This window comes from Pseudactinotalea sp. Z1739 (assembly GCF_049725055.1).
Lineage (GTDB): Bacteria > Actinomycetota > Actinomycetes > Actinomycetales > Beutenbergiaceae > CALKWS01.
In genome coordinates this window covers 82,656-108,550 of record NZ_JBMPQA010000015.1, presented here as the reverse complement: position 1 = coordinate 108,550, position 25,895 = coordinate 82,656, and the positions used below count along the sequence as shown (strand labels likewise).

At 63.3% G+C, this 25,895-nt stretch carries 17 protein-coding genes and 1 pseudogene; 9 read left to right on the top strand and 9 right to left on the bottom strand.

The window, feature by feature from the left end; translation table 11 throughout:
- Positions 1–264: 264 nt before the first annotated feature.
- The 7 genes from ACO0LV_RS16970 to ACO0LV_RS16940 form a co-directional block, all read right to left on the bottom strand.
- Positions 265–1,518 (bottom strand): IS256 family transposase, encoded by a 1,254-nt coding sequence (locus tag ACO0LV_RS16970; RefSeq protein WP_424789103.1) that lies wholly within the window; start codon positions 1,516–1,518, stop codon positions 265–267.
- A 91-nt stretch (positions 1,519–1,609) separates the two neighbouring features.
- Complete coding sequence (locus ACO0LV_RS16965; protein ID WP_424789102.1) at positions 1,610–1,738, bottom strand: hypothetical protein; 129 nt, start codon at positions 1,736–1,738, stop codon at positions 1,610–1,612.
- A 235-nt stretch (positions 1,739–1,973) separates the two neighbouring features.
- Positions 1,974–3,536 carry an IS1634 family transposase gene (locus ACO0LV_RS16960; protein ID WP_424789101.1) on the bottom strand — a complete coding sequence of 521 codons (1,563 nt, stop codon included), beginning with the start codon at positions 3,534–3,536 and terminating at the stop codon, positions 1,974–1,976.
- Between the two features lie 262 nt (positions 3,537–3,798).
- Positions 3,799–4,116: a transposase gene (locus ACO0LV_RS16955; protein WP_424789100.1), complete on the bottom strand. Its 318-nt coding sequence runs from the start codon at positions 4,114–4,116 to the stop codon at positions 3,799–3,801.
- A 158-nt stretch (positions 4,117–4,274) separates the two neighbouring features.
- Positions 4,275–6,056, bottom strand: coding sequence for an FAD-dependent oxidoreductase (locus ACO0LV_RS16950; protein ID WP_424789106.1), 1,782 nt, complete (start codon positions 6,054–6,056; stop codon positions 4,275–4,277).
- Positions 6,057–6,058: 2 nt separating this feature from the next.
- Positions 6,059–9,052, bottom strand: coding sequence for a polysaccharide pyruvyl transferase family protein (locus ACO0LV_RS16945; RefSeq protein WP_424789099.1), 2,994 nt, complete (start codon positions 9,050–9,052; stop codon positions 6,059–6,061).
- Positions 9,049–10,884 carry a glycosyltransferase family protein gene (locus ACO0LV_RS16940; RefSeq protein ID WP_424789098.1) on the bottom strand — a complete coding sequence of 612 codons (1,836 nt, stop codon included), beginning with the start codon at positions 10,882–10,884 and terminating at the stop codon, positions 9,049–9,051. The genes ACO0LV_RS16945 and ACO0LV_RS16940 overlap by 4 nt, the downstream gene beginning before the upstream one ends.
- Before the next feature lie 687 nt (positions 10,885–11,571).
- Here ACO0LV_RS16940 and wecB point away from each other — a divergent pair.
- The 8 genes and pseudogenes from wecB to ACO0LV_RS16900 all read left to right on the top strand — a co-directional run bounded on the left by wecB (position 11,572) and on the right by ACO0LV_RS16900 (position 20,940).
- Positions 11,572–12,708: a non-hydrolyzing UDP-N-acetylglucosamine 2-epimerase gene (gene wecB, locus ACO0LV_RS16935; RefSeq protein WP_424789097.1), complete on the top strand. Its 1,137-nt coding sequence runs from the start codon at positions 11,572–11,574 to the stop codon at positions 12,706–12,708.
- A gap of 271 nt (positions 12,709–12,979) precedes the next feature.
- Positions 12,980–13,720 (top strand): DUF6270 domain-containing protein, encoded by a 741-nt coding sequence (locus tag ACO0LV_RS16930; protein WP_424789096.1) that lies wholly within the window; start codon positions 12,980–12,982, stop codon positions 13,718–13,720.
- 98 nt (positions 13,721–13,818) lie between these two features.
- Positions 13,819–14,582 (top strand): annotated as a pseudogene (locus ACO0LV_RS16925) (IS256 family transposase); the annotation flags it as partial.
- A gap of 746 nt (positions 14,583–15,328) precedes the next feature.
- Entirely contained in the window at positions 15,329–15,700 is a 372-nt protein-coding gene (locus tag ACO0LV_RS16920) for an integrase core domain-containing protein (RefSeq protein ID WP_424789095.1), read from the top strand.
- Positions 15,701–15,968: 268 nt separating this feature from the next.
- Positions 15,969–17,738: a polysaccharide biosynthesis protein gene (locus ACO0LV_RS16915; protein WP_424789094.1), complete on the top strand. Its 1,770-nt coding sequence runs from the start codon at positions 15,969–15,971 to the stop codon at positions 17,736–17,738.
- A complete protein-coding gene (locus ACO0LV_RS16910; RefSeq protein WP_424789093.1) occupies positions 17,708–18,748 on the top strand; it encodes a hypothetical protein in 1,041 nt (346 codons plus the stop codon). Before ACO0LV_RS16915 ends, ACO0LV_RS16910 begins: the two co-directional genes overlap by 31 nt.
- Complete coding sequence (locus ACO0LV_RS16905; protein WP_424789092.1) at positions 18,748–19,977, top strand: glycosyltransferase family 4 protein; 1,230 nt, start codon at positions 18,748–18,750, stop codon at positions 19,975–19,977. Before ACO0LV_RS16910 ends, ACO0LV_RS16905 begins: the two co-directional genes overlap by 1 nt.
- Before the next feature lie 207 nt (positions 19,978–20,184).
- Entirely contained in the window at positions 20,185–20,940 is a 756-nt protein-coding gene (locus ACO0LV_RS16900) for a hypothetical protein (RefSeq protein WP_424789091.1), read from the top strand.
- A gap of 108 nt (positions 20,941–21,048) precedes the next feature.
- Here ACO0LV_RS16900 and ACO0LV_RS16895 read toward each other — a convergent pair whose 3' ends face one another.
- Positions 21,049–22,419, bottom strand: a complete 1,371-nt coding sequence (locus ACO0LV_RS16895; RefSeq protein WP_424789090.1) for an aspartate aminotransferase family protein — start codon at positions 22,417–22,419, stop codon at positions 21,049–21,051.
- A 12-nt stretch (positions 22,420–22,431) separates the two neighbouring features.
- On the bottom strand, positions 22,432–23,964 hold the full coding sequence (locus ACO0LV_RS16890) for a CoA-acylating methylmalonate-semialdehyde dehydrogenase (protein WP_424789089.1): 1,533 nt from the start codon (positions 23,962–23,964) through the stop codon (positions 22,432–22,434).
- An 80-nt stretch (positions 23,965–24,044) separates the two neighbouring features.
- Between ACO0LV_RS16890 and ACO0LV_RS16885 the strand changes: the two genes are divergently transcribed.
- Positions 24,045–25,808, top strand: coding sequence for a PucR family transcriptional regulator (locus ACO0LV_RS16885; protein ID WP_424789088.1), 1,764 nt, complete (start codon positions 24,045–24,047; stop codon positions 25,806–25,808).
- Positions 25,809–25,895: the final 87 nt, after the last annotated feature.

Genomic DNA, 25,895 nt, shown 5'->3' with positions numbered 1-25,895 from the left:
GTTGCATCTACGAGATGCCCTTCTTGCGTGGGATACGTGCCTTGAACAAGTCGTATTTTCCCAGGTCAGAGGGGCATTCTCGCTCTCACACGCCGGACCTGCGCCAGCTCACATCGGTGGATCCAGGCTAAGACGTCATCGATCTCTTCGAGGAACAGTCGCTCGTACTTCAGCGAGCCGAAGCCGCGTTCGCGTGAGCCGTTCTGCCCGGGTGTGGTCAAGTCCCCGGGAGTGGTGTAGCGGCTGATTCCTTCGGTCGGGTTTTCAGGCGCTGAGTTCGAGTCTGGGGTCGGGGTCGGTGGTCACCTCGTTTCGGGTGTTTTCGATGGCGGTGAGTCGGCAGCGGGCTAGGACGTCGAGTCCGAGGTAGCGGCGGCCTTCGGCCCATTCATCGGTCTGTTCGGCTAGCACGGCTCCTACGAGGCGCACGATTGCTTCCCGGTTGGGGAAGATGCCCACTGCGTCGGTGCGGCGGCGGATCTCGCGGTTGAGTCGCTCGGCGGGGTTGTTGGACCAGATCTGGGTCCACACCTCCTTGGGGAAGGTCGTGAACGCCAAGATGTCCTCGCGGGCGTTGGCCAGGTGCTCGGCGACCGCGGGAAGTTTCTCGGTGACGTAGTCGATGAGCCGGTCGAACTGGGCGTTGACGCTGGCGGCGTCGGGTTGGTCGTAGACCGAGTGCAGCATGGCCTTGACTGCCGGCCACATCGACTTGGGGGTGATGGCCATCAGGTTGGCGGCGTAGTGGGTGCGGCAGCGCTGCCATACCGCGCCGGGCAGGTTCGCCGCGATCGCGTCCTTGAGCCCGGCATGGGCGTCACTGGTGACCAGGCGCACCCCGGCCAGCCCGCGGGCGACCAGGTCGGCGAAGAACTCGTTCCAGGCGGCACCGGTCTCCGAGGTAGCCACCCGCAGGCCCAGGACTTCACGGTGTCCGTCACCGTTGACGCCGGTAGCCACCAGCGCCACGGCGTTGACCACGCCTCCGCCCTCGCGGACCTTCATAGTCAGGGCATCGGCGGCCACGAACGTGAAGGGGCCGGCCTGGTCCAACGGCCGGTGGCGGAACTGCTCCACGTGCTCATCGAGGTCGCTGGCCATGCGTGAGACCTGGGACTTGCTCAGCGCGTTGATGCCCAGGGTCTTGACCAACTTGTCCATCCGGCGGGTGGAAACTGCGGCGAGGTAGCAGTCAGCGACCACGGTGATCAGCGCGGACTCGGCACGCTTGCGCCGCTCGAGCAGCCACTCGGGAAAGTAGGTGCCCGATCTGAGCTTGGGGATGGCCATGTCGATGGTCCCCACCCGGGTATCGAGGGGCCGATGCCGGTAGCCGTTGCGCTGGGCCGTGCGCTCGGGGCTCGGCCGGCCCCACTCGGCCCCGACCACCGCATCGGCGTCGGCCGACAGCAAAGCGTTGATCACTGTCTGCAGCAGTGATCGCATCAGATCCGGGGAGGCCTCGGACAGGGCCTCGCCAAGCAGGCCGGCAGGGTCGACAATATGAGGAGCGGTCATCGTGATGATGTCCTTTCGAGGATTCTGTGGAAGGTTGACTCGAAGGACCACGGTGACCGCGCCCACGTCCACAACGACGCGGCCACCAGGGCTACACCACTCTATGGGGCACTACTCCGGGTGTCTTGACCCGCGTGCGCACGTGGTGCAGTTCGGGGTGGGCGGTGATGAAGTGCTCGAACCGGAATGAGCGGAACGGTCCGCCGTTGTCCCGAGTCATGCCGACACATCGCCCAGACCTTGCGATGGCCCCACGCCGGATGGGCCAGCGCGTGCCGGCGCGCCGCCTCACGTGCGTTCTCCCGAACCGGGCGAGGCCACGGACCCTTCGGCGGTCGTGTTTGCCGTGCCTTGGCCTGCCAACGCCGCCAGGTCCGCTCGGGCACGCCGATCACCGCACAGAACCTCGACGTCGGCATGCCCGCCTCAACGCGGATCACCCGAGTCATGCCGCTTTAGTGTGTTAGCCAGTCGGTGCCCGTCGCAGTGAGGATGTCGCGAGCGGTGTCGGTGAGTGGGTCGGTGGCGGTGTGCTCGTGGCCGGCGATGTTGACGGTGATCTGCTGGATGGGCCGTAGGGCCTGGACGATCTTCTTGATGCTCAGCCCGGTGGCCTCCTGCAGGGACCGGGCGATGGCCAGGGCGGTCATGACGACGGTCAGGTGAGCCTCGATCGCCTCGCGTTGGTGATGGAACACGGGGCGGGCACGTAGATCGCTCTTGGTCATCCGGAACGAGACCTCGACCTGCCACAACGAGTGGTAAGAGCTGATCACCTCGGCCGCGGGCATGAGCGTGGCGGGCAGGTTGGTGACGTAGCCCTTCAACCCGGCCAGCCGCCGGGAGCGGGCCAGCGCCGCCTCGTCCAGGGCCTTGGCGCCGTTGGTGTGCTTGACGAACCGGGGAGTGCGCGCCGCCTTCTCACCGGCGACGACGGCCTTGGCCTTGTTCTCCTGCAGGGTCAGGGTCTTGTTGTCCCGGGCCGCGCGCTTGGCTGAGTAGGCCCACACCGCCCGCCAGGACCGCTGATGGGTGGCTGGGTCCCACACAGGCTCGGCCCGTTTCTTGACGTCGTTGCTGCCCCTGGCACGGTCGGTCGCCACCCGTGGGGTGATGGTGTCGATGACCTGCCCGTCGGTGAACGCCTCCCCGTGCCAGCGGAAGTGGGAGGCCAGGTCGTTCGGGGCCTTGGTGACCCGGGAGCCGACGATGAACCGCAGGTTCGCCTCATCCAACTCTCTCAGGTTGCCGGCGGACAGCATGCCGGCGTCGGCGACGATGACCATGTCCGCCAACGAGTGCCGCTGCGCGAACGCGTTCACGATCGGCAGGATCGTGCTGGCCTCGGCCTTGTTGCCCTCGAAACAGCCGACCTCGAGCGGGAACCCGTTGCGGTCGACCAGCAACCCGACCACGACCTGGGGATCGACCCGGCGTTCCTTGGAGTAGCCGACCTTGCGCAACTCGTCCTCGTCGTCGGCCTCGAAGTAGAGCGTGGTGACGTCATAGAGCACCAGGGACAGGTCACCGTGCGCGGCGGCGTGGGCGAAGCAGGCCGCGGCGACCTGGTCACGGTAGCCCCGCTCCTGGCAGCGGGCCAGGGACCGGAACATCGTGCGCAGGGAGGCGTGCGGGACACCGAGCTCCTCCAGCACCCGGATCGAGTCGGCCTTGCTGGTCGGCTCCACCAGTCGGGCCAGGACCAACTGCTTGAACGCCTCGTCGCCCAGCACGTCGAACCCCAGCTGCGCGTAGGCGCTCGAGAGCACCTGCCACAGCAGCTCGCTGGACTTGGACCTGATCACCGACCAGCCCGCCGGGACCGACCCGGCACTCAGGTCCAGCTCTCCCTGGCCTGGGTAGATCCTCGCTCGAGCGGCCTCCAGCAGCGCCGCCAACTCGGCCTCGGTGTGCGCGGAGCCCAAATGCTCCAAGACCTTGTCCCGACCGCCCTGACGCTCGGCGATCTGTACCGCCGTCGCCCCCGAGGCGGTCCGGACCTTGCGCACGAACACCACCAGACGACCCTACTGACCCCCAATTAGTGTGTCGCCGCCCTCCACGCCGACCCGTTGACCAGCGACAACGCTACGACGCCACATCAATCAGCGGAAAGTGGCACGAGTCGGGCGTCACGTGCGTTCTCCCGAACCGGGCGAGGCCACGGACCCTTCGGCGGTCGTGTTTGCCGTGCCTTGGCCTGCCAACGCCGCCAGGTCCGCTCGGGCACGCCGATCACCGCACAGAACCTCGACGTCGGCATGCCCGCCTCAACGCGGATCACCTCGAGGTCCTCGAAGGGCCCACCTGGCCCTCCGCGCTCTTCTTCCACACCCGGGCTTCCAGGTGCGCCTCACCCAACGCCTGGGTCAGATCCTGCACCTCGGCTTCGAGCTGAGCCTCACGCGTCGAGGGCCCGGACTTGCCCGCGGCCAGGCCCGTGCGGCCGGCCTCAAGGAACGCTCGCTTCCAGTTACCCACCCACTGCTCGGAGACCTTCGCCCGCCGGGGCGCCTCGGCGACCGTCACTTCACCGGAAAGAATCGAGAGCACGATTCTCGTCTTCTCCTCCACCGGGATCGCCGCTGGTCTTGCCATGATCGATCAGACTCCTTCACAGGTCACACCCGCAAGAAACGGGTCCTGCCACTAAGTCTGACGCGCGACAAGGGCAACAAGCCCCCTACCTCAACGGTAGCGTACGCATAAGTATGGAGGCACAACCCGAGGCCTACGTGCGCAATCCACGCATTACGCTACTTATCCCACGACGCCGCCCCATTCAGAATGTCCTTACCAATAGTTCTTGCCACGCCACGCTCCACGCCGAGAACGCGCTCTCCAACCGCGCAATCCGCTTGGAACGTCGGCACCAACTCACGGATCACTGCGAGCGCAACGGTAGCGAAATCACTGTCAGTCCTCTCCAACCCCTTAATAGCTGAGTGAAATGGAAACGCACCGTTCCTGAGTAGACTAGTTTGAATTTGGAGCGACGACACTTCAGTAGGATGCGAATCCGTTCTGATAGATATGGAAGCCAGCGTGCCCACCGCTTCACCGATTCCAACAACAGTGGGATGCAGCCGAGTGGCACCCGCAACAATTCGTGACACAGAGATGTTCTTCTCTGCTAGCAGCAGACTAGGGATCCCCGCGTGAATTAAACAACCACTTGGGATACCGAATGGCCCTTCTCGCCAAGTAGTAGGTTTGTCCAGAAATGTCTCATCCAAGTCATCCTCAAGGTCTTCTTCAGCACGTCCACCGTGCAGGTCCGGTGGATACGTACCGACCGCTACAACATCTGAATACCACCGCGCAGGGGTCCGATTCTTGTGCCTGAATATGCTCTTCGCAGTCAACGTGTCTATACCGATTCCCCGACGCGATTCGCGCATGTAGACCCTAGGGGGGAAATGCTTCAGGACATTTTCGAATTGCACGAGATCAGCGAACCGCCGAGGACGCGTAATGGCCGCGAAGCCTTCGTCAGTCGCGACGCTCCATGGCGCCCCTACCTCCTGTTGAAGGAAGTGAAGGAGCGCCAGCGTCTTTAGCGTAGCTTGCCGATCGTCCTGCAGTTGCCGATCTTTATCGAGGAGGTAGGAGGCCTGAACTGGGAAATCATTCAAATAATTGAGCGACGTTCGCGTTACCTGCTCCCACTGGGAGCCAGTGTAAGCGACCCTACCACTCAAATCGGGTGTTGCACGATACCCGGCAAAACCCCGATCAGATACGCGTGCGCCTGATGGATCATAAGGATACGTCCCTAGAAACTCCCTCCTAAACTGCATATATCGTGGTGGTTCCGGCACCCTCAGATCGTCAGGCAAGCCCCCTGGGTAATACTGAACTGTCACCGCTTGAGTAATGTCCTGTATAGAGACCCGATCAGCGCTGCCCGCGCCCAAATCACCATCTCGGAACACGAGGTTGCCAACACGATGGTCCGCCCCAAGCAGAGGCAGCAAGGCACCATCCTCTGTGGCGTCTACTACATACTTGCCTGAGAAGACGCCACGGTCAGTGTCGACGGAAACACCCACTCGCGCCGTTCCTGCGTCGAGAACCTTCGACCTCCGGAAGACTGATACACCAGCCTCCTTAACCATCTCGCCCAGAACACGGTCAATAATAACCGGATTCGCAGCCAATGAGTCATCTCGATATCGAGCTGTATTCATGGCCAACCCCAACGAGTCGTATACAATGCGGAGACGGTCAACGATCTCGCCCCAGAGGCCATATCCATTCAAGAGGACCTCATACGCGAATGTTATATCGAAGGCCGCAACTGCTGAGGTGCTTGCCTGCCCTCCGAGCATATGGGACTCTTCGATAATCGCACATCGGGTACCCCTTCGGCTTGCTGCAACAGCCGCTGCGACACCAGATAGACCTCCGCCAACGACGAGAAGATCGAACGATCTATTTTTGACCGCATGGCCGTACCGCCACGCGGCTAGTTGCTGTTTAGTGGTGTGCCTCCAGGCCCGACTATCTGGGCGCCAGAGATCTGGCCCGTCTGACATCTCTATCCCCAAAGCTTCCACCAGGGTCGCGCACTACTTGCTCCCGATTCCCCGCCTATACCTGTCGGGACACGAGGGTCCACGTCGTTGATAATCTGATCCGGCGAGGCTTCGCCCGCTAAGGCCCTGCCAGGCGACTCACGTTCATTAGGTCCAACTTGGACTCCGGGGCTAGATGCTCCCCACACGAGATCCTGGTCCGACGGAGGATCCCAGGGCAACACTCGGGCCGCCTCGATAGTAATCGCCGTGGCTTTGCCCCAGTTCCAGTCCTCACAGTCCCTAAGAGCCAGAATCCGGACCTTTACAGTCATCTCTGACGACCGCTTACCAATCCAGACGCTATTGCGCGGCTGCCATGCGGTCACATCTTGCTCAAACAGCAGCGTCTCGTCCACTAATACCTGATACAGGAGCCGACCTTTGAACTTGTGTTTCTCGGCGTACTTCGGCTTGATCCATAACTCGACTCTAACCGCGTTCGAGTCAATGATGCGTACTGGTAGTCCCCATTCGGCTGTATCACCTTTCTTCGGAGCCCGAACGTCAAGGTGAAACGTGCTACCAGTGTAGCCGTCACGACGCTGATAAGGGACCACCTTCTCAGGCTCGAATTGATTGTAGCCCCTTACTGTTGCCCGTCTCACATCAAGCGACTCTTCCGGATTCCAGATTCTCAATTGCCGCTTCGTAGTAGAATCCTTGGATGGGCTATGGACCATCGAACCAGTGTCGGGAAGTTTGACATCGGCAGTAGAAAGCGCCCTACACAACTCATTTAGAGATTCATTCGCTCTTTCTTCGAAACTAGTCACGAGTTGCCGCGTACCGTCAGATTGTCGGGACCTAGAGATCGCCTCGTGCAACTTAATATGCAATTCATCACCGTTCACCGGCATGCCCACAAAAGCCGAGCCTCGTTTGAGCTGCTTGAAGTGTGCAGCGACTTTGGGGTCATACGCAATCCCTACGGGCATTTTGCCAGCGCGGTGTGCGAGGAGATTGGTGTGGAGCCGCATAGCAACGATGCCCGCAGCCCTTCTCAGGGCATCCATGAACACAGACCATGGGGCATCGACCGGAAGGATGGTAAAGGACGGGTGCGCAGAATCCAACCATGCCGCCATGGCCTTCTCATCAACCGGCTGCATTGGAATTCCCAAGACATGCCAATTCCGTTCAGACGCAATTCGCAGAACGGTATTGAGAACAGTTGCTACTGAGTCATCATCCTTGCCGAACGGACGGACATTGACCGCGATATACGGCTCAGTTGGAAGCCATTGGTGGCCCTCAGCCGAAGTCGGACTACCCATCGGCAATGTATACGCAACATCCGGGGATACCCGTGGTCGAGATGGCCAAGCCTTCTCGATTCCGTCCAGTAAGGCCCGAGACTCCTCATCACGAACCGTTACCGAATCCGAGATGAGGCCAGTCAGCCGCACAGATGCCTTGGCGGATGTGTCCTCAAGCGGCCCTACCCCCATCCCGTGCACATGGAACTCACCACCGTATGCTTTCACCATCAGCGGCAACTGTGCCAGGTGCGATGGGGATAATCTGGACCCATTAACTATTCCAGCAACACCGTCCCCTGCCTGGATCGTGTAGTCGTGCCACAGACCACCCGGACCCAAAATAAGTGCCGTGGCCGAACTGGCATACCTATCCGATATGTACGGATCGGTACGCTTGAATGCCTGTACACCCTGATCTCGTTCGACGACCAATGGATTGACCGCCGCTGCGATAACGTTTGCGTCAGGCACTTTCTCTCGAATGCGAAGAAGTAGCGCTTCGAGCAACAAATCATCACCGCGGTTCCTAGCACCGTAGTATCCGCTGATAATCACGTTACGAGGTCGCTTATGATCACTGCTTAGGACGCGCCAGATTCTGTCTACCCAACCTGAATCGCCGCCAATGCCTTGTAGCCATTCTTCGATAGAGCGAAAGAGGCTTATCCACCGGTGCTCGTAAAGATGTTCGGACAACAACCTATTAAATGCTCGGCGTCGTAGGCCCTCGAGTTCCGTTGGCCTGTTCAACAAACGTTTGATGGTGTCTGCCAGATCCGAAGCCTCTGTGTAGCCGACGATTTCATCATCATAACTAAAAAGGTCAGCCATTTCATCGAAGCGTGTCGTGCAGAGTACGGCGCCTGCCCCCACGGACTCGAACACGCCAACTTTCACGTTCGTATAGCCGGCTCTCGTGGCGGGGAAGTTTATGTGGAACGTACCAGCCTTGGCTGCCTGAAGGAGTCTATCCCCCGAAACAGAGCCCGTATCAGGAACGGGCCACCCCGAGCCGTATGTCTTCACATCCATGTGTTCAGCGAGGTGCAGCATGACCTCATGCCTGTCAGGTCGATCTTGTGCGTGACCTATGCAAATAGCATCTGCACGCAATGTGGGATCCTCGGCAACTGTGCGTAGGACGTAATTCCGGTCTATACCGAACGGGAATAGAAAGGTATTTGCATGGCCCTCGAGGCGGTAGCGGTCCAAGGCGAGTTTAGAATTGGTTGCGTGTACGTCGAAATTGGGAACATACGGAAATACACTCTCTTGAACATCCGGGTCGGAGAGGGTCAACCCGACTGACATGACTCCACGGGCTCGGAGCCAGTCGGAATCCTCGGAGGTAAGCACCAATCCACCTGCGCACGTTACAAGAATCTGCGGCTGGAATGTGTCGAATATTCGCTCAATGGACTGCGGAAGGAAGAAGACAGGTGCATAGCCACCTCTCGCACCACTCGATTTGTCCAGCGCCTGCTTATGCAAAGCGGTGTCTAGTTTGAAGACGGTGTGGCCAAGTGTCTCCAAGGAACGGTGCAACGTGGCAACTATTCCTGTCGGTCCTTGGAAGAAGTTGCCAACATAGAGTATTCGGTACTTACGGTCAGCTTCGAAGACGCGCTGTCGAAGGAAAGCCCGCTGCTCCTCAACGCTGGGATATTCGACCGCGTCATCGGTTGATACATTCATTTCCGTCCCCAGTTCCTCATTCTCCGAGTCATCCTACCAGTGTTCTGAGTTTGGGTCTCTTGCAGCCAGGCACCTATAACACTAGATACTGAGTAGGCTTCTTCGTGCGATTGGAGCCGCGTAAGGTAGTCCAGCATCAGACGCCGATCACGGGTATACAAAAGCATTTTGTACTCCAACTCTGCGATTCCGCCTACGGTAATGAATGGACCATTTTCTATAGTGTCAGTGCGCACTGTAGACATTCGTGGCGCGAACTGGAGTGCTGGTGACTGGAGGGCTAAACCATGGAGGGGTGACCGGGGAACAGGCCCCGTCATATCTGGCACAAGTAGGACCGCGTTCACAGTATGCCCTTCGGGGGCGCTTTGTTCCGCATCGTTTCCGTCTAGGTCGATCACCACCTCGTCTTGGAACATTTCATCAAGAATCCATGGTGCGGCGAGTTCGATATCCCTAAAGCGGTCCGCAATCACTCTAACCACGGCCCGTTGAGCAGGTTTATCCACCGATACAGGCTCGGAGTATTTAGTATACACGTTTGACGCGACAATTGTGTTGAAGTATCCCAAGTTCGCGAGTTCTTCCGCTAAAGCGGAGGAACTGATAATCAGCGCATTGCTGTGTTGAGCCAATCGTTCAACCCGTCGAGAACTATACTCGGAACGCTCCCACAGTGAAAGAACGGGTGGCAGGCTTGCACCAGTCGAGGTGATCAGGTACTCACCGCCGACGGATATAATTGTGTCGAGACGTTTGGCGTGTCTATCACGGGATAGGTCGATAATACCGCGGAAGTGCCCCTGTAAGTCTGAACGGATGAGATGAGGAAAGTGGAATGGATTTATTTGGATAACATCCGTTCTAGTGGCGCTCAGGGCATCATTAGTCCACTTCAGCAGACTCGACGGGTTTGCCCAGCCCGTACCGGTGAGACCTACCACCAGAGGTTTCGAGCGCGCCATCAACTTGACCTTATACTTCGCACGGCGAAATCTGGAGGGTTGGCGATCCGAGACTTCTTGTGAGAAATTTTGAAAAGCTTCGGCTCGGTCGTCTAACGACCACCGGCGCCATCGGTCGTTCTCCACAAGTTGCTGTAGAAACCGCGCTCGATTCGCAGCGTGGAATGCAGATCTTTGCCTCTGATGAGATTGTTGTGCGAGGTTGAGCCTGTCTGCTTCGTCCATATCGTCTGCGATAGCCCTTGCTCTGGCCGCACTTTGAGCCTCTAGCACCTCTGGCACTACACTTCTGCCTAGTGCATCAATATCTCGGGTCATGACAGGCAGACCCATTGCTAGGTACTGTACGAGTCTGCTTGTGAAGCTGAAGTGGCCTGACCTTTCAAGGGCTATCGACCAGTTTGGACTGTTCCTATACTGATAAAATCTCTGAGCAAAGTTCAAGCCGAAGCGTGATCTGCGCGCTACCGCATGCAGTTCTTGAAGGCTTTCGATGATACCGCGATGCTGGCTTCCTGCTTCCCTTGAGGGCTTCCCAAAATGTGCGACACGCTCGCCTAAGGCACTGAGGTACTCTTGCCTATCTCGACGGACTTCATCATGGACGTTTCCCAGGAAGAGGATGTCGAAGCACTTTTCCGTGGCCTCTCCATTGAAGGGGTGCTCAATATTATCCGTCCAGAATGGAAATTGTACGCCGTTTCTCAGGCCGAGAGACTCTCTGTAGACTTCGAGTGTACCGACCCCGCCCGTATGTAAAACGATATTATAGGCTGGGGCTGAGTCGGCGTAGACGGATTTGTAATGGACGGGATCATCTGAGAACCATGCAACTGTGAGATCGACTGCTTTACGTGCACGGTCCAAGAGAGGAGGAGGGAGGCTTCCTGGGCGAAAGCACACTAGGACATCAGCTCCACTTTGTTCCAGAGCACGGACACTCCGTTCGCATACCGCGTACTCTGCTGCGCTTTTCGGATAGCGTGACAGGTGGGTAATCTTCCCAGTAGTCGACACGGTATGGCCGTAACTCCGCAGGGCTCGTACCAGAGAGCGCTGCACGTGGTGTTCTGTTATGTCGTCATGAAACCAGAAATGCATGTAATCGTAGCCTCTTTCTGCGGTGCTATATCATTAGTGCATTCGAAGGGTGTATGAACTCTACGGATTGGATGGCTCCAGCCGTACCGGGACGGTCGGAGTTGCTTGAGGTTTGCAGTTAATGTACACGAGGCGGCAAACACCGCTGAGTCTCTGAGCAAGATCTAGGATCAATACTCGCCCTGTAAGGTGAAGCGATGGCAACTGGTGGTATGGCCCGGCGACGCGGAACTGCTGGGCCGCTCTGGGTAGTCCCGGGAGACGGATCGATCCAGACGGGAGCGGCCTTGAACGTCGTAAGGAGTTGGCCCTTTCGTGGTGGTGGTGTGTTGCGAGGCGCTTGTCTCCTGGTCGCCGAGGACCCCCAGAGCACCGGCGCAGTACAGTGATCTGGCCCGAGATAGTTGCCTGTGGATTAACGACAGAGGATTTCCAATGCCTAGACCCCGCGTTATGACGATCTACGGTACCCGTCCTGAAGCAATCAAAGTAGCTCCGGTCATCAAGGCCATCGAAGGAGCGCCAAAACTGGAGTCCATCACTGTCGTCACCGGCCAACACCGGATGATGCTGGACCAAGTCAACGAGATCTTTGATATCGATCCCACCTACGACTTGGACGTCTTTGGGGTCGGGCAGACACTGAACCTGCTGATGGCTAAGGTCTTCGACCGACTCGATCCAATTCTAGAGGAGGTTGCCCCGGACGCCGTGGTGGTCCAAGGGGACACCTCCTCCGTGGCTGCGGCTTCAATTGCAGCCTTCTACCGCCGCATCCCCGTGGTGCACCTAGAGGCCGGCCTGCGCAGTGGAAGCATCGAGTCCCCCTTCCCCGAAGAGGCAAACCGCAGGATTACGAGTCAGGTCGCTACGCTGCACCTAGCTCCCACGGCCACTTCACGAGCCAACCTGTTGCGTGAACAGGTCGACCCGGGTTCGGTCGTTGTTACGGGTAATACCGTAATCGACGCGCTTTTGCGCGCTGTAGAAGCCGGGGGGCCCTTCTCCGATCCGGACCTCGCGAGGCTGGCCGACTCCGGCAGGCAGGTGCTCCTTGTGACCACCCACAGGCGGGAAAACTGGGGGGAAGCCATGCATGGCGTGGGGCGCGCCCTGCACCGCCTTGCCACAGAGTTCCGTGACTATGTCATTGTGCTGCCTGTCCACCGCAATCCAATGGTGCGGACTGCGGTGCTGCCTTACCTCGCCGGACTGAGCAACGTAATCGTTACCGAGCCCCTCCCGTATGGCGACTTCACCCGGCTGCTCTCGCTGTCCACCCTCGTGCTAACCGACTCAGGTGGCATCCAGGAAGAGGCCCCGAGTTTGGGCAAGCCGGTGCTCGTGCTGCGGGAGAATACTGAAAGGCCCGAGGCCGTCGAGGCCGGAACAGTCCGGCTGATCGGAACAGACGAAAACCGCATCGTCACCGAGGTCCGCTCGTTGATAGCCGATCACGCGCAGTACGAGTTCATGTCGCATGCGGTCAACCCATATGGCGATGGGATGGCCGCCCCTCGATCGCTCGCCGCCATCGAGAGTATGCTCGGCATCGGTGACCGGCTTCCCGAATTCAAGGCTGAGGAATAGCCGCTGGCCGCTCCTTCACCCCCGACGCCAGTAACGCGCATGCTCGCGGCCCCGAAGGTGACAATATCCATCCTCTGAGCCAGGCGTCAGGTGCTCAGGAACCAACCACCGCATGAGCGGCAGCGCCACGCTGACATTGAGACGTCCTAGTTCCCTACTCAGGAGTCTCTCTACCAAACCCAGTCCAGTCACGATGCCAGGCCCTTCGAAGTAGTGACGCATTAGATTGGGTTGCAGTTCATCGGTCCACTGATCCCAGAAGGGAGACTCCATGGGTGGGGCCTCGCGTCGCGTGCTGCTATACGGCAGTTGCGTCTCCCGGGACATGTACGAGTATCTGGGACCGGATCACGTGCTCAATGGGTACACAGCGCGGCAGTCGTTGATCAGCACCACCACGGAGTCCGTGGACCTGCCCGAGGATCCCGACCTTGCGTCGACCTTCCAGCAGCGCATGGTGGTGAACGACTTCGCTAGTTCGATGCGGAGTGCTTTGGCGCAGCAAGCCGACGACATCGACGTTCTGGTGCTGGACTTGGTCGACGAACGCCTGGGCGTCGTGGCATTGGGCGACGGCGAGTACGTCACGCGCTCCCAGGAGTTGCTGGATTCCAACTTGCTTCAGCACTTTCCGGATGCGTCTCCGATGATCGCCTTCGGATCCAACGAGCACTTCGCGCTCTGGTTGCCAGCGGCGTCCGCCTTCATCGGGCTACTACGCCAAACCGGATTGATCGAACGGACGTTGCTCATCGAGGCCACCTTCGCCAGCCACACCGACGTAGGCACCCCGGCCAACAAGTGGTGGAACAAGTCGGCGCGGCACTGGAACAGGGCATTCTCTCGCTATCATCAGGTGTTCAAGGATGCGGGCGTTCGGACGCATGTGATCGGCAAGGACGCCATCGCAGACTCCGCGCACAAGTGGGGCCCGGCGGCCTACCACTACACCGAGCAAGCCTACCTGGGCATCACCCGCACCATCGAGCAGATGGTCGCTAACTCCAACTAGCGACCAATGAGGTTGACCCCGTTCGGTGGGGGACTGTGGATTTTTCGGTGTTTCCGGCCTGGCACGCCGGGCGTGGGCCTGGCGGGGAAGGTGCCGTGATGACTACGACACTGAGCGATGTGAATCCACCGAAGAAGAAATCCGAGCCATCGCCTGAAGTGGCCGCTGCAGCCGAGCTGGTCAAGTTGGCCAAGGACCAAGGCCTGTCGCTGACTGGCCCGGACGGGTTGTTGAAGCAGTTCACCAAGTACGTGCTCGAGACCGCGCTGAACGAGGAGATGACCGAGCACCTGGGCCATGAGAACAACCGGGCCGAACCTGAGCGTGGTGGCCGCGATGTGCGCAACGGGACCCGGCCCAAGACGGTGTTGACCGAGGCCACTGGCAAGGACGAGATCGAGGTCCCTCGTGACCGCGAGGGAAGTTTGAGCCGCAGATCCTCAAGAAGGGGCAACGGCGGTTGAGCGGGGTCGATGAGATCGTGCTCTCGCTGTATGCCAAGGGCCTGACCACCGGTGAGATCGCTGCGCACTTCGACCAGATCTATGGCGCCTCGGTCTCCAAGGAGACCATTTCACGGATCACGGACAAGGTGATCGAGGAGATGACCGAGTGGGTCAATCGTCCCCTGGAGGGCGTCTACGCGGCGATCTTCATCGATGCCATCATGGTGAAGGTCCGTGACGGTCAGGTCGCGAACCGGCCGGTCTATGCCGCGATCGGGGTCACCCTGGCCGGGGAGAAGGACGTCCTGGGCCTATGGGCAGGGACCGGTGGCGAGGGTGCGAAGTTCTGGATGAGTGTCCTGACCGATATCAAGAACCGCGGCGTACTCGATGTGTTCTTCCTGGTCTCTACCGGGTCCTTGGCCACGACGGTGAAGAACACCTTCAGGTCATACCCGCAAGCGAGCACCGTGTTCGGTCGGCATCGGGCCGCGACGAATCTGAGGTAGTCATCGACCAGTCCGTGGCCCAAGCGGACCTCGACCCCCGACACCCCCAAAGGACGGCGCTCTAAAAATGGTGACCAAGGCATGCAGGGACCTCTTCTCCGCCCTCCCCGGCGGCCGCGCATCGCGTCCTCAGACCCGGGAGAGGATCACCTGCATATCAGAGCCTTCTTCGTGGCGGAGAACGCGTCGAACCCGAACGGGCGTTCGCAGTGATCGAGGCGGAGAAGGCCAACTGTGACGTGACCAGGATGGTCGACCTGCTCGGAGTCTCCCGCTCGGGCTACTACGCCTGGCAGCAACGACAGTCCAGCCAGCCCGGGTCGCGGGCGGCGCGTCGGGCCGATCTGACGGTCAAGATCAAGGTCGCCCACGACGCCTCCGATGGCGTCAACGGCGCCCCACGGATCTTGGCGGACTACGCGATGCCGGCGAGGTCGTATCGCCTAAGACGGTCGCGAAACTCATGCGGGAGAACGAGATTCGCGGGATCAGTCCGCGCCCGTGGCGCCCGGTGAGCACGATCGCCGATCAGAAGCCGCATGCCATCCCTGACCTGGTCGAGCGAGACTTCGACCGAGGTGCGCTGAACCTCGTGTTGGACCTCAGACATCACCTCTCTGGCTACCGGACAGGGCTGGCTGTACCTGTGCGCGGTGCGCGACGGCTGCTCCCGTCGAGTACTCGGGTACACCGGCTCCACCGCAAAGGTCATCTTCCACGCCGACCGCGGCTGTCAATACACCTCGAGTCAACTGGCTGCCGTCGCCGAGGAGATCGACGTGCGTCTGTCCGTCGGACGCACCGGGGTGTGCTGGGACAACGCCCAGCAGGAGAGTTTCTGGTCGACGCTGAAGACAAAGTTCTACCAGCGGCACACCTTCGCCACCCGAGTCGAAACTATCGCCGCGGTCAGCTCATGGATCGAGAACGTCTACAACCGCCGCAGACGCCACTGCGCGCTCGGCCAGATCAGCCCGGTAGCCTTCGAGCACCGGCTCACCACGATAACCGCACAAGCCGCTTAACCGATGCCCACGAAACGGGGTCAACCCCAACAAGGCTAAGGTAGCGCCAGCGGTGCCAAACAGCACATGCTCTACCTGATGGTAGGGTCCCTCGGTACTCTGAGCAGGTAAGTTGCCCAATTGTAGGGGGTCTTTGGGGAGTGTCTGTGTGAGTAGGCCACCCGTACCACCATCCCCAGTTGACGCTGGCCGAGGGATCACTCCCCGCCACCAGCGCTCCAGCCGCGCCGACTGGGTGCTCCGCGCATCGGTGGATGTGCTGTGCTGGGTGGTGACTCTTACTGCGTTCGCCCTCGCGCGGTTCGATCTGGCGGATGTGCCCGTGCGGGCCGGGGGCCTCATGTCGGCCGTCCTCATTGCCGTGGTGATCCAGGTATCGCTCGGCGCGGCGCTGATCTACCGCGGCCAGTACCGGTATGGGTCTCGCGACGAGATCGTCACGTTGGCGATGATCGGCGCCTTGATCGCGATCGCGCTGACAATCTACACGGTCCTACTCCCCTCGCGACCGATTCCGCTGTCCGTAGCGCTGTTCTCCTTCACAGGTGCAGTCGGCCTCATGGCTGCGGTGCGCTTCTTCGCCCTTCGCCAAGGCAGCAACCAGACACGCAAGTCCAATGGTCCGCGCACGTTGATCCTCGGAGCCGGCGAGGGTGGGGCGCTGGCCATCGAGATGATGCAGACCGACCGGAACAACCACTACGTCCCGGTTGCACTCCTTGATGATGACCCGCACAAGCGATTCTTGCGTATCGGTGGCGTGCGGGTGATGGGCACGCTGGATGACTTGGCAAAGGTCGCCGAGCGCACCAACGCAGACACCGCCCTGCTAGCGATCCCGAGCGCGAGCAGTGAGGTGGTGCTGCGCGCCTCGCGGGTCGCCCGTGAGGCTGGTCTGCAGTTCCGTACCATGCCCTCCACCTCGGCACTGATGACGGTGGCCCCGGAGGAAGCACGAAGGGAACACCGCCTCACCACCCAGGCGATGTTCCGCAAGGTGGGCCTGGAGGACCTCATAGGGCGCAACCCGGTCGATACCGATCTCCAGGCCATCTCGGCGTACCTGGATGGCAAGGTCGTGCTGGTCACCGGCGCAGGGGGTTCGATCGGTTCACAACTGGCGCGGGAGATCTCCCAGTTCGCCCCCCGGCGGTTGGTGTTGACCGACCGTGATGAGTCCGGCCTGCACACCACGCAACTGTCCATCGAGGGCAGCGCGCTCCTGGATTCGGAGGACGTGGTCCTGTGCGACCTGCGCGTACCGGGCATGGTGGATGAATTGATCGGCACCATCAGGCCCGATGTGGTGTTCCACGCCGCCGCGCTCAAGCACCTGCCCTTGCTCGAGCGGTTCCCCTACGAGGCACTGTCCGCGAACGTGCACGTCACCTACGACCTCGCTCGCGCCTGCAAGCGGCACGATGTCGCCCGGTTCGTTCACATCTCCACCGACAAGGCCGCCGACCCCATCAGTGTGCTCGGCTACTCCAAACGCGCCGCCGAACGCTTGGTGGCCGGGGTGGCCAATGGATCAGGCAAGCACTACATCTCGGTGCGCTTCGGCAACGTGTTGGGTTCCCGTGGCTCGGCGCTGCGCACCTGGAGCGCCCAGGTCGCAACCAACCGGCCCCTGACCATCACCGATCCAGGCATGTACCGGTACTTCATGTCAGTCAACGAGGCTTGCCAGTTGGTGCTGCAGGCAGCCACGATCGGCGGCCCGGGCCAAGCCCTGGTGCTGGACATGGGCGACGCGGTGCACGTGGAGACCATCGCGCGCCGATACGCCGAACTCAACGGCGCAGTCAACGTCGATGTGGTCTACACCGGGGTGCGCCCCGGGGAGAAACTCCGGGAGAGCCGCCTGGGCGCCGCCGAAACCGATGAACGCCCCCACCACGAGCTGATCACGCACGTACAGGTTCCTCCCCTGCAGCCGCGGCAGTTGACCGACCTGGCCGAGTTGCGCAGTCGGGCGGGGTTGCTCCCGGCCGAGGACGTGCTCGCGTGGTTGAAGCGGGTGGGGACCGAAACTTGATGGGCGTGCTGGCCGCCGGCGCCGGCGCAGCGCTCACCGGCGCCGGCCTGACCTGGGTGCTGATCCGGGTGCTGCACCATTTCGGTGTGGTTGATGCTCCGGTCGCCCGATCGCTACACCACCAGCCCGTTGCTCGTGGGGGCGGGCTCGCCGTGCTGGTGGCCCTCGCGATCGGGGTGCTGGTCGGGGCAACCCTGGGGTCGGACTATCACGCCATGGGGGCGTCCTGGCTGTTGGCGAGCACGGTGTTGTACGGCGCGCTCGGCTTCAACGATGATCTCACCTCCCTCAGCGCCAGGTTCCGGTTCGCGATCCAAGTGGTGCTGGGATTCCTGGTAGCCCTGGTGGGAACGATCCTCACTGGGTGGAGCCCGGTGTGGGCATTGTTCGCCGCCGGTGCCCTGCTGGTGGCGGTCAACGTCACCAACTTCATGGACGGCGCCAACGGCTTGGTCTCAACCCACACCGTGGTCAGCGGACTCTGGCTCGCGGTACTGGCTCTGACCGCCGACAGCCCCACCACCGCACTGTTCAGCGCCTCCTTGGCCGGCGCCGCGTTGGGGTTCTTGCCGTTCAATGCGGTGGCGCCCAAGATCTTCCTCGGGGATGTGGGCAGTTACTCGATCGGCGCCGCGCTCACCGCGGCCGCACTGGTGCTGGCGGGCAACGGGGTACCAATCGCCGCGCTCCTGGCTCCGTTCCTGGTGTACCTCCTGGACACCGCCTACACCTTGCAACTACGGATCCGGGCCGGGGAACGCTGGTACGAACCGCACAAACTGCACATCTACCAGCGCCTGATCACCGCCGGCTGGTCTCACCTGCGGGTCGCCGGCACCGTGAGCTTCGTGGCCGCCTCGATGTGCCTGCTGACCCTGCCGATGCTGCTGGACGCCCCAGTGCCCTTGCAGGTGGTCACGGCGGTACTCATCCTCGCCGTGGCAGCGGCATACCTGCGGCTACCGGTGTGGGCCTCGGCGCCAGTGCCGTGGCGGAAGGCAGCAACCTGATGCGCGTGCTCCTGCTGAGCCACTACTACCCGCCCGAGGTCGGGGCCCCACAGCGGCGCTGGTCCGCACTGGTGCCGCACCTGCGCAACCGCGGCGTGCGGGTCAACGTGATCACGACTCCCCCGCACTACCCGCACGGCTATGTGCGCGCCGAACACGCTGTGCTTCGCCCCGGAGCCCGCTCAGCCGGTGCCTGGGGGGAGGTGGTGCACCGTGTGCGGTACCTGCCCTATGACAAGACGGTGCGCACCCGCGGATTGGACCAAATCATCGCCGCGGTGGACACCGTCCGGGTAGGCCTGACCAGATTCAGCCGGCACCGCCCGGACGTGATCGTGGCGACCGCCCCCAGTCTGCCCACAGTCCTCGCCGGTGCTGTCCTCGGGCGGTTGCTGGGCGTGCCGGTGGTGGTGGAGATGCGCGATGCTTGGCCGGACCTGATCTCCTACCGGCGCCAATGGCAGGACGACGAGTCCAGCGTGCTCACCAGTGTTCTCGCCACTGCGGCTCACCATGTGGTGACGTGGGCGCAGCGCCGGGCCACCGCGCTGGTCACCACCTCGGAGGCCTTCGCCCAACGGCTCCGCGACCGCGGCATGCCGCCGGTGCACGTGATCCGCACCGGGACCAACCAGCAGCAGGTGTCGGCACGCATCGACCACGATGGTCCGCTCCGCATCCTCTATCTGGGCACCGTGGGCCGATCTCAGGACTTGGCAACTGCGGTGCGAGCCGCCGCACTACTCCGGCAGCAGGGTGTGGGCGGGCAGATGCGCATCGTGGGCGATGGGGCGCTGCGCCCCGAGGTCCGGGCGCTGGCTGACCAACTCCAGGCACCGGTGACGTTCCTGGACCCGGTGTCCCCCGCCGAAACCGCAACGCAGTACACCTGGGCCGACACGGTGCTGGTGAGCCTGCGGCCCTGGGAGCCGATGGCCTGGACGGTGCCCTCGAAGCTCCTAGAGGTGATCGGCACCGGCCGACATGTCACCGGGGCGCTGGCCGGTGAACCGGCTCAGATCCTCACCGACGCCGGCGCTGGGCACGTGGTGCCCTCCGGGAATGTGGAGGCCCTCGCCGGGCTGTGGCGCACCCTCGAGCAGGACCGCAGCCTGCTCGACGTCGGGGACAGCGGCGCGCAGTGGCTCGCCACGCACGCCCGCGAGGAGGACCTGGCCGAGCGCTATCTCTCCCTCTTGCAGCACGTGACGACCACCGCCCGGCGGTGAGTTCTGCAACGACCGCCGGGCGTCGTCGTCGTCCGTTGTTACCGCTGGTTGGAACCGGGGTGGTTCTCGGTCATCGAGGCTAGGCGAGGGCTGATTACCTGCTCACCGTGGGTGGCGAGGACAGTCGAACGATGAGGCCCCTTGGTATAAACTCAGTCCTGCACTCGGATCCATCTTGGCGCTCCTCAACTTGACTCGCGTTGCGCTATGGGAAACACTGAAGCCTTGCTCCCCGCCGTCTACGGATTGGCGGGGATTTTTTTTCATGGAGGAGCAGTGCTGCGAGCATCCGTGGTGATCGACTACCAGAACGTTCACCTGACAGCGCGCGACGTCTTCGATCCGGGTGGGCCCGAACGCGACTCACTCATCCACCCGATGCAGTTCGCGCGAAACGCGATCCGCGAGCGAAATGCACGCCAACGAACGGGGTTTCCTCAAGCCGAGTTGCACCGCGTCACTGTGTTTCGGGGACTCCCCCACGTGGATCACGACTGGGAACAACACCGCCGTTGCATCGACCAGGCCAGCCAGTGGCGGGAGGACGGCGCGCAGGTCGTACTGCGCGACCTCAAGTACGCGTATCAACGAGGCGCAGACGGCAGGGAGACCCGAGATGTCAACGGCAAGAAGGTGCCGATCGGGCGACCGCGCGAGAAGGGAATCGACGTCTTGTGCGCGGTGGCGTGCATCAACGAGTCGGAGAGAGCCGACATCGATGTTGTTGTACTGGCCTCTCGCGATTCCGACCTGGTCCCAGTGCTGGACGAACTCTACGACCGCCATGGGCGCAGTTCCACACGGTACGCAGCGGTCGAGACCGTGGCCTGGTTGAATCGACACCCAAGACCGGGCGGTGTCACGGGCGGCCCCCTGGTACCGACCCGCCCACGACGCATCTGGAACACTAACCTGGGACAGCAGATCTACGAGGCCTCCATCGACCGGACAGCCTATCGCTGAGACAAACCTGGGCCCCACTTCGATACCCCTCGACGGGCGCAGAGACGACCACCGCCCGGCGGTGAGTTCTGCAACGACCGCCGGGCGTCGTCGTCGTCCGTTGTTGCCTTACCGCTGGTTGGAACCAGCGGTGGTGTGCGCATCGGCGACGTGCAGCACCTCATCGAGGATGTCTAGGCCCTGCGTCAACTCCGCCTCGGTCACGGTGCACGGGGGCACCACGTGGATGCGGTGGTAGTTGCTGAACACCAGCAGGCCGGCCTGCTTCGCCGCGCCGATGAGTTCACCCATCGCCGCGCTGGTGCCGCCGTACGGGGCCAGCGGTTCGCGGGTGTCGCGGTCGATCACCAGATCCAGGGCCCAGAACATGCCCAGGCCGCGCACCTCCCCGATCACCGGGTGGTCCTCGGCCATTGTGGCCAGGCGCGGGCCCACCACCTGCTCACCCAGGGTGGCGGCGTTGTCGATCACGCCCTCGTCGGTCATCGCCGTGATCGCCCCAACGGCCGCTGCGCACGCCAGCGGGTGGCCGGAGTAGGTCAACCCGCCGGGGTAGACGCGCTCATCGAAGGTGGCGGCGATCTCGTTGTTGAGCACCACCCCGCCCAGGGGCACGTATCCGGAGTTGACGCCCTTGGCGAAGGTGATCAGGTCCGGCACCACGTCGTAGTGCTCGAAGGCGAACCACGTGCCGGTGCGGCCGAACCCACTCATCACCTCATCGGCGATGTAGACGATGCCGTGCCGGTCGCACAGTTCGCGCACCCCGGCCAGGTAACCCGGCGGCGGGGGCATGATGCCGGCGGTGCCCGGCACGGTCTCCAGGATGATCGCGGCGATGGTGCCCGGACCCTCGAACGCGATGGTCTGCTCCAGGTGGGCCAGGGCGCGCTCGGTCTCCTGCTCCTGGGTCTCGGAGTGGAACGGGGAGCGGTACAGGAACGGGCCGAAGAAGTGCACGTACCCGGCGTTGCCGAACTCGTTCGCCCAGCGGCGCGGGTCACCGGTGAGGTTGATCGCCGCCGAGGTGGCGCCGTGGTAGCTGCGGTAGGTGGACAGCACCTTGTTCCGCCCGGTGTGCAGGCGGGCCATCCGCACCGCGTTCTCCACCGCCTCGGCCCCGCCGGAGGTGAAGAACACCTTCTCCAGGCCTTCCGGGGCGCGCTCGGCGATGAGGCGGGCGGCCTCGGAGCGGGCGTCGTTGGCGTGGGCGGGGGCGATGGTGCAGATCTTGTCGGCCTGGTCCTTGATGGCCTGGACCACCGCGGGGTGCTGGTGGCCGATGTTGACGTTGACCATCTGGGAGGAGAAATCCAGGTACTTCTTTCCCTGGTCATCCCAGACGTAGGAGCCCTGCGCCCGGGTGATGACCATCGGGTCCAGAGCGCCCTGGGCGGACCAGGAGTGGAACACGTGCGACCGGTCCAGGTCGTAGGTGCGCTGGGTGTCCGCTGTGCGTGCCGTCTCGGTGGTGGTCATGGTGCCTTCGTCTCAGTCGTTCTGGGGGAAGCCGAGGTTGATGCCGCCGTGGCTGGGGTCCAACCAGCGTTCGGTGATCACCTTGGTGCGGGTGTAGAAGTTGACCCCGTGATGCCCGTAGGCGTGCGCGTCACCGAAGAGGGAGGCCTTCCAGCCACCGAAGGAGAAGTAGGCCACCGGCACCGGGATGGGTACGTTCACCCCGACCATGCCGACCTCCACCTCGTTGCGGAACCGGCGCGCGGCGCCACCGTCATTGGTGAAGATGGCGGTGCCGTTGCCGTAGGGGTTGGTGTTGATCAGTTCCAGGCCCTCCTCGTAGGTGTCGGCGCGCAGCACCGAGAGCACCGGACCGAAGATCTCATCGGTGTACACGCTCATGCCCGGGGTGACCTGGTCCAGCAGGGTGGGGCCGAGCCAGAAGCCGGCCTCGTCGCCGTCGGGGGTGACGGTGCGTCCGTCGGCCACCACCACGGCGCCGTCACGTTCCCCGGCGTCGATGTAGGAGGCCACCTTGTCACGGTGGTCCTTGGTGACCAGCGGGCCCATATCGCAGTTGCGGCGGCCATCACCCACGGTGAGGTTGTTCATCCGTTCGGTGATCTTGGCGACCAACTCATCACCCACCGGCCTCACGGCCACCAGGGCCGAGATGGCCATGCACCGCTCCCCGGCGGAACCGAACCCGGCGTTGACCGCAGCGTCCGCGGCCAGGTCCAGGTCGGCGTCGGGCAGCACCAGCATGTGGTTCTTCGCCCCGCCCAGGGCCTGCACCCGCTTGCCCGCCGCGGTGGCGGTCTCGTAGACGTACCGGGCGATCGGGGTGGAGCCGACGAAGGAGACGGCCTTGATGTCGGAGTGGGTGAGCAGGGAGTCCACGGCGACCTTGTCGCCCTGGACCACGTTGAAGACCCCGTCGGGCAGACCCGCTTCGGCCAGCAGTTCGGCCAGCCACAACGAGGCGCTGGGGTCCTTCTCACTGGGCTTGAGCACCACGGTGTTGCCGGTGGCCAGGGCCAGGGGGAAGAACCACATCGGCACCATGGCCGGGAAGTTGAACGGGGAGATGATCGCCACCGGGCCCAGCGGGTGGTTCACCGAGTACACGTCCACGTTGGTGGAGGCGTTCTCCGTCATCCCGCCCTTGACCAGGTCGGCGATGCCGCAGGCGAACTCAACCACTTCCTGGCCGCGGGTGATCTCACCCAGGGCGTCGGAGAGCACCTTGCCGTGCTCGGCGGTGATGATCTCGGCCAACTCGTGCTTGCGGGCGTTCAGCAGTTCCCGGAACGTGAACAGGATGGCCGTGCGCTTGGCCAGGGACGTGTCCCGCCAGGCGGGGAAGGCAGCCGTGGCGGCGGCCACGGCGTGCTCGACGTCCTCGGCGCCGGCCAGGGCCACACGGGAGGAGACCTGGCCGGTGGCGGGGTTGAACACCTCGGCGCTGCGCTCGGCCGTGCCGGCGTAGGGCTGCCCGTTCACCCAGTGGGACACGGGCGTGTTGGCGGTGGTGGAGGCGGCAGTGGCTGTGTCGGTGGTGGTCATAGTGCCAGTCTGCGCCCGTGCGGGCCCCGGCGGTAGGTACATACTGTTCGTTTGGCGGGCGAATTCCATACACTGTGTCAATGTCGATCACGGTGCGTCAGGTGTTGGACTCCCCCGCCGTGCAGACCGGGATCCCCCGGCTGCTCACCGGTGCGGACCAGTTGGACCGGCCGGTGCGGTGGGTGCACGTGTTCGAAGGCGATGACCCGGCGGCGTTGCTCTCCGGTGGGGAGTTGCTGCTCACCACCCTGGTGGCCCTGCCCGACGACCCGGCGCGCCAGCGCGAGTACATCCGCGGGCTGGCCACGGCCGGGGCGGCGGCGCTGGTGGTGGAACTGGGGCGGCGCTTCGCCTCGGTGCCCCAGGTGATGGTCGATGAGGCCAGTGCGGCGGCGCTGCCGGTGGTGGCGCTGCACCGCACGGTCAAGTTCGTCACCATCACCGAGGCGGTGCATGCCCGGATCGTGGACGATCAGCACGAACTGCTCACCTTCACCCGGCAGGTGCATGAGGTCTTCACCCAGGTGGCCGTCGCCGGCGCCGATGCCCAGGAGATCATCGAGCGCACCGCGCAGATGGCCGGCACCGCGGTGGTGCTGGAGAACCTGGCCCATGAGGTGATCGCCTACACCCGGGCCGATGCGCAGGTGCTGACCGACTGGTCGGCCCGCTCCCGGCTGGTGGACCGGGTGGGCGGCACCCACGAGGTGCCCGAGCACGGGTGGCTGGTGACCGGTGTGGGCGGCACCCAGGGCGACTGGGGGCGGCTGGTTCTGGTGGGCAAGCCCGTGGTGCCCCCGTCGGCGGCGCGGATGCTGGTGGAGCGGGCCGCGCAGGCGTTGGCGGTGGCGCGGTTGATGGAACGCGATGCGGCCTCGCTGCGCTCCCGGGCCCTGCAGCGCTTCCTCGCCGGGTTCGCCGACACCGGTGCCCGCGCGCCCGATGAGGACGTGCGCGCGGCCGCCGAGGCGTTCGGCCTGGTGCGGGCGCAGCGTTACCTGGCGCTGTGCGTCGCGCGGGGGCGGGCCGACGACGGGGGTGCTGGGGCGGGGGCGGGGGCGGCCGGGGCGGGGGTGGCCGGGGCGGGGGCGGCCTCAGGCAGACGCGACGGCGCGGACTCACCGGGTGCGGACGCGCTCAGCGACCGCGGTGCCGACCCGCTCAGCGACCACCGCGCCGACCCGCTCGCCGGCCCGCGGTCGGAGCAGGCCCTGGCCGAGGCGGTCTCGCGCGCTATCGCCCAGGCGCAGTTATCCGCGTTGGTCAGCCCGCTGGACGAGGACCTGGTCGGGGTATTGGTAGCGCTACCGGCAAGGACGAGCCCGGAGGCGGCGCTGGAGACGTTCGCGGCAGCGCTGGGGCGCACCGCGGTCACCCCTGGCGGCGTCCGGCAGGGCGCGGTGGTGGGCGCCACGCCGGAGCGGCACAGCATCTCCCAGGCCGGGGCAGACCTGACCGAAGCCGGCTACATCGCCCGCGCCGCCGCGCTGATCCCGGCCGAGCACCGCAAGGCGTACCACCGCATCGCCGACATCGGGATCCGCGGGCTGCTGATGCTGCTGGGTGGCGACGAACGCCTCACCGCCTTCGCCGAGCGCCAACTCGCCCCACTGCTCATCCACGACGACCAGCACGGCACCGGCCTGGTCACCGTGCTGCGCCGCTACCTAGAGGCCGGCGGGGCCATCGCTCCCCTGGCCCGCGCCCTGCACCTGAGCCGGCAGGCCCTGTACGCCCGGCTGCGCAGGATCGAACGCATCCTCGGCGTGGACCTGGCCGACGCCGAAACCCGCACCGCCCTGCACGTGGCGCTGCTGGCCAAGGAGGTCGGGTCGGCGACCTGAACGGCCGGGCACCGCCGTCGTCGTCGGGCCTGGCTTCGACCGGCCCGGAACACAACGAACGAGCAGGGGCTTCATCGAATCTGCCAT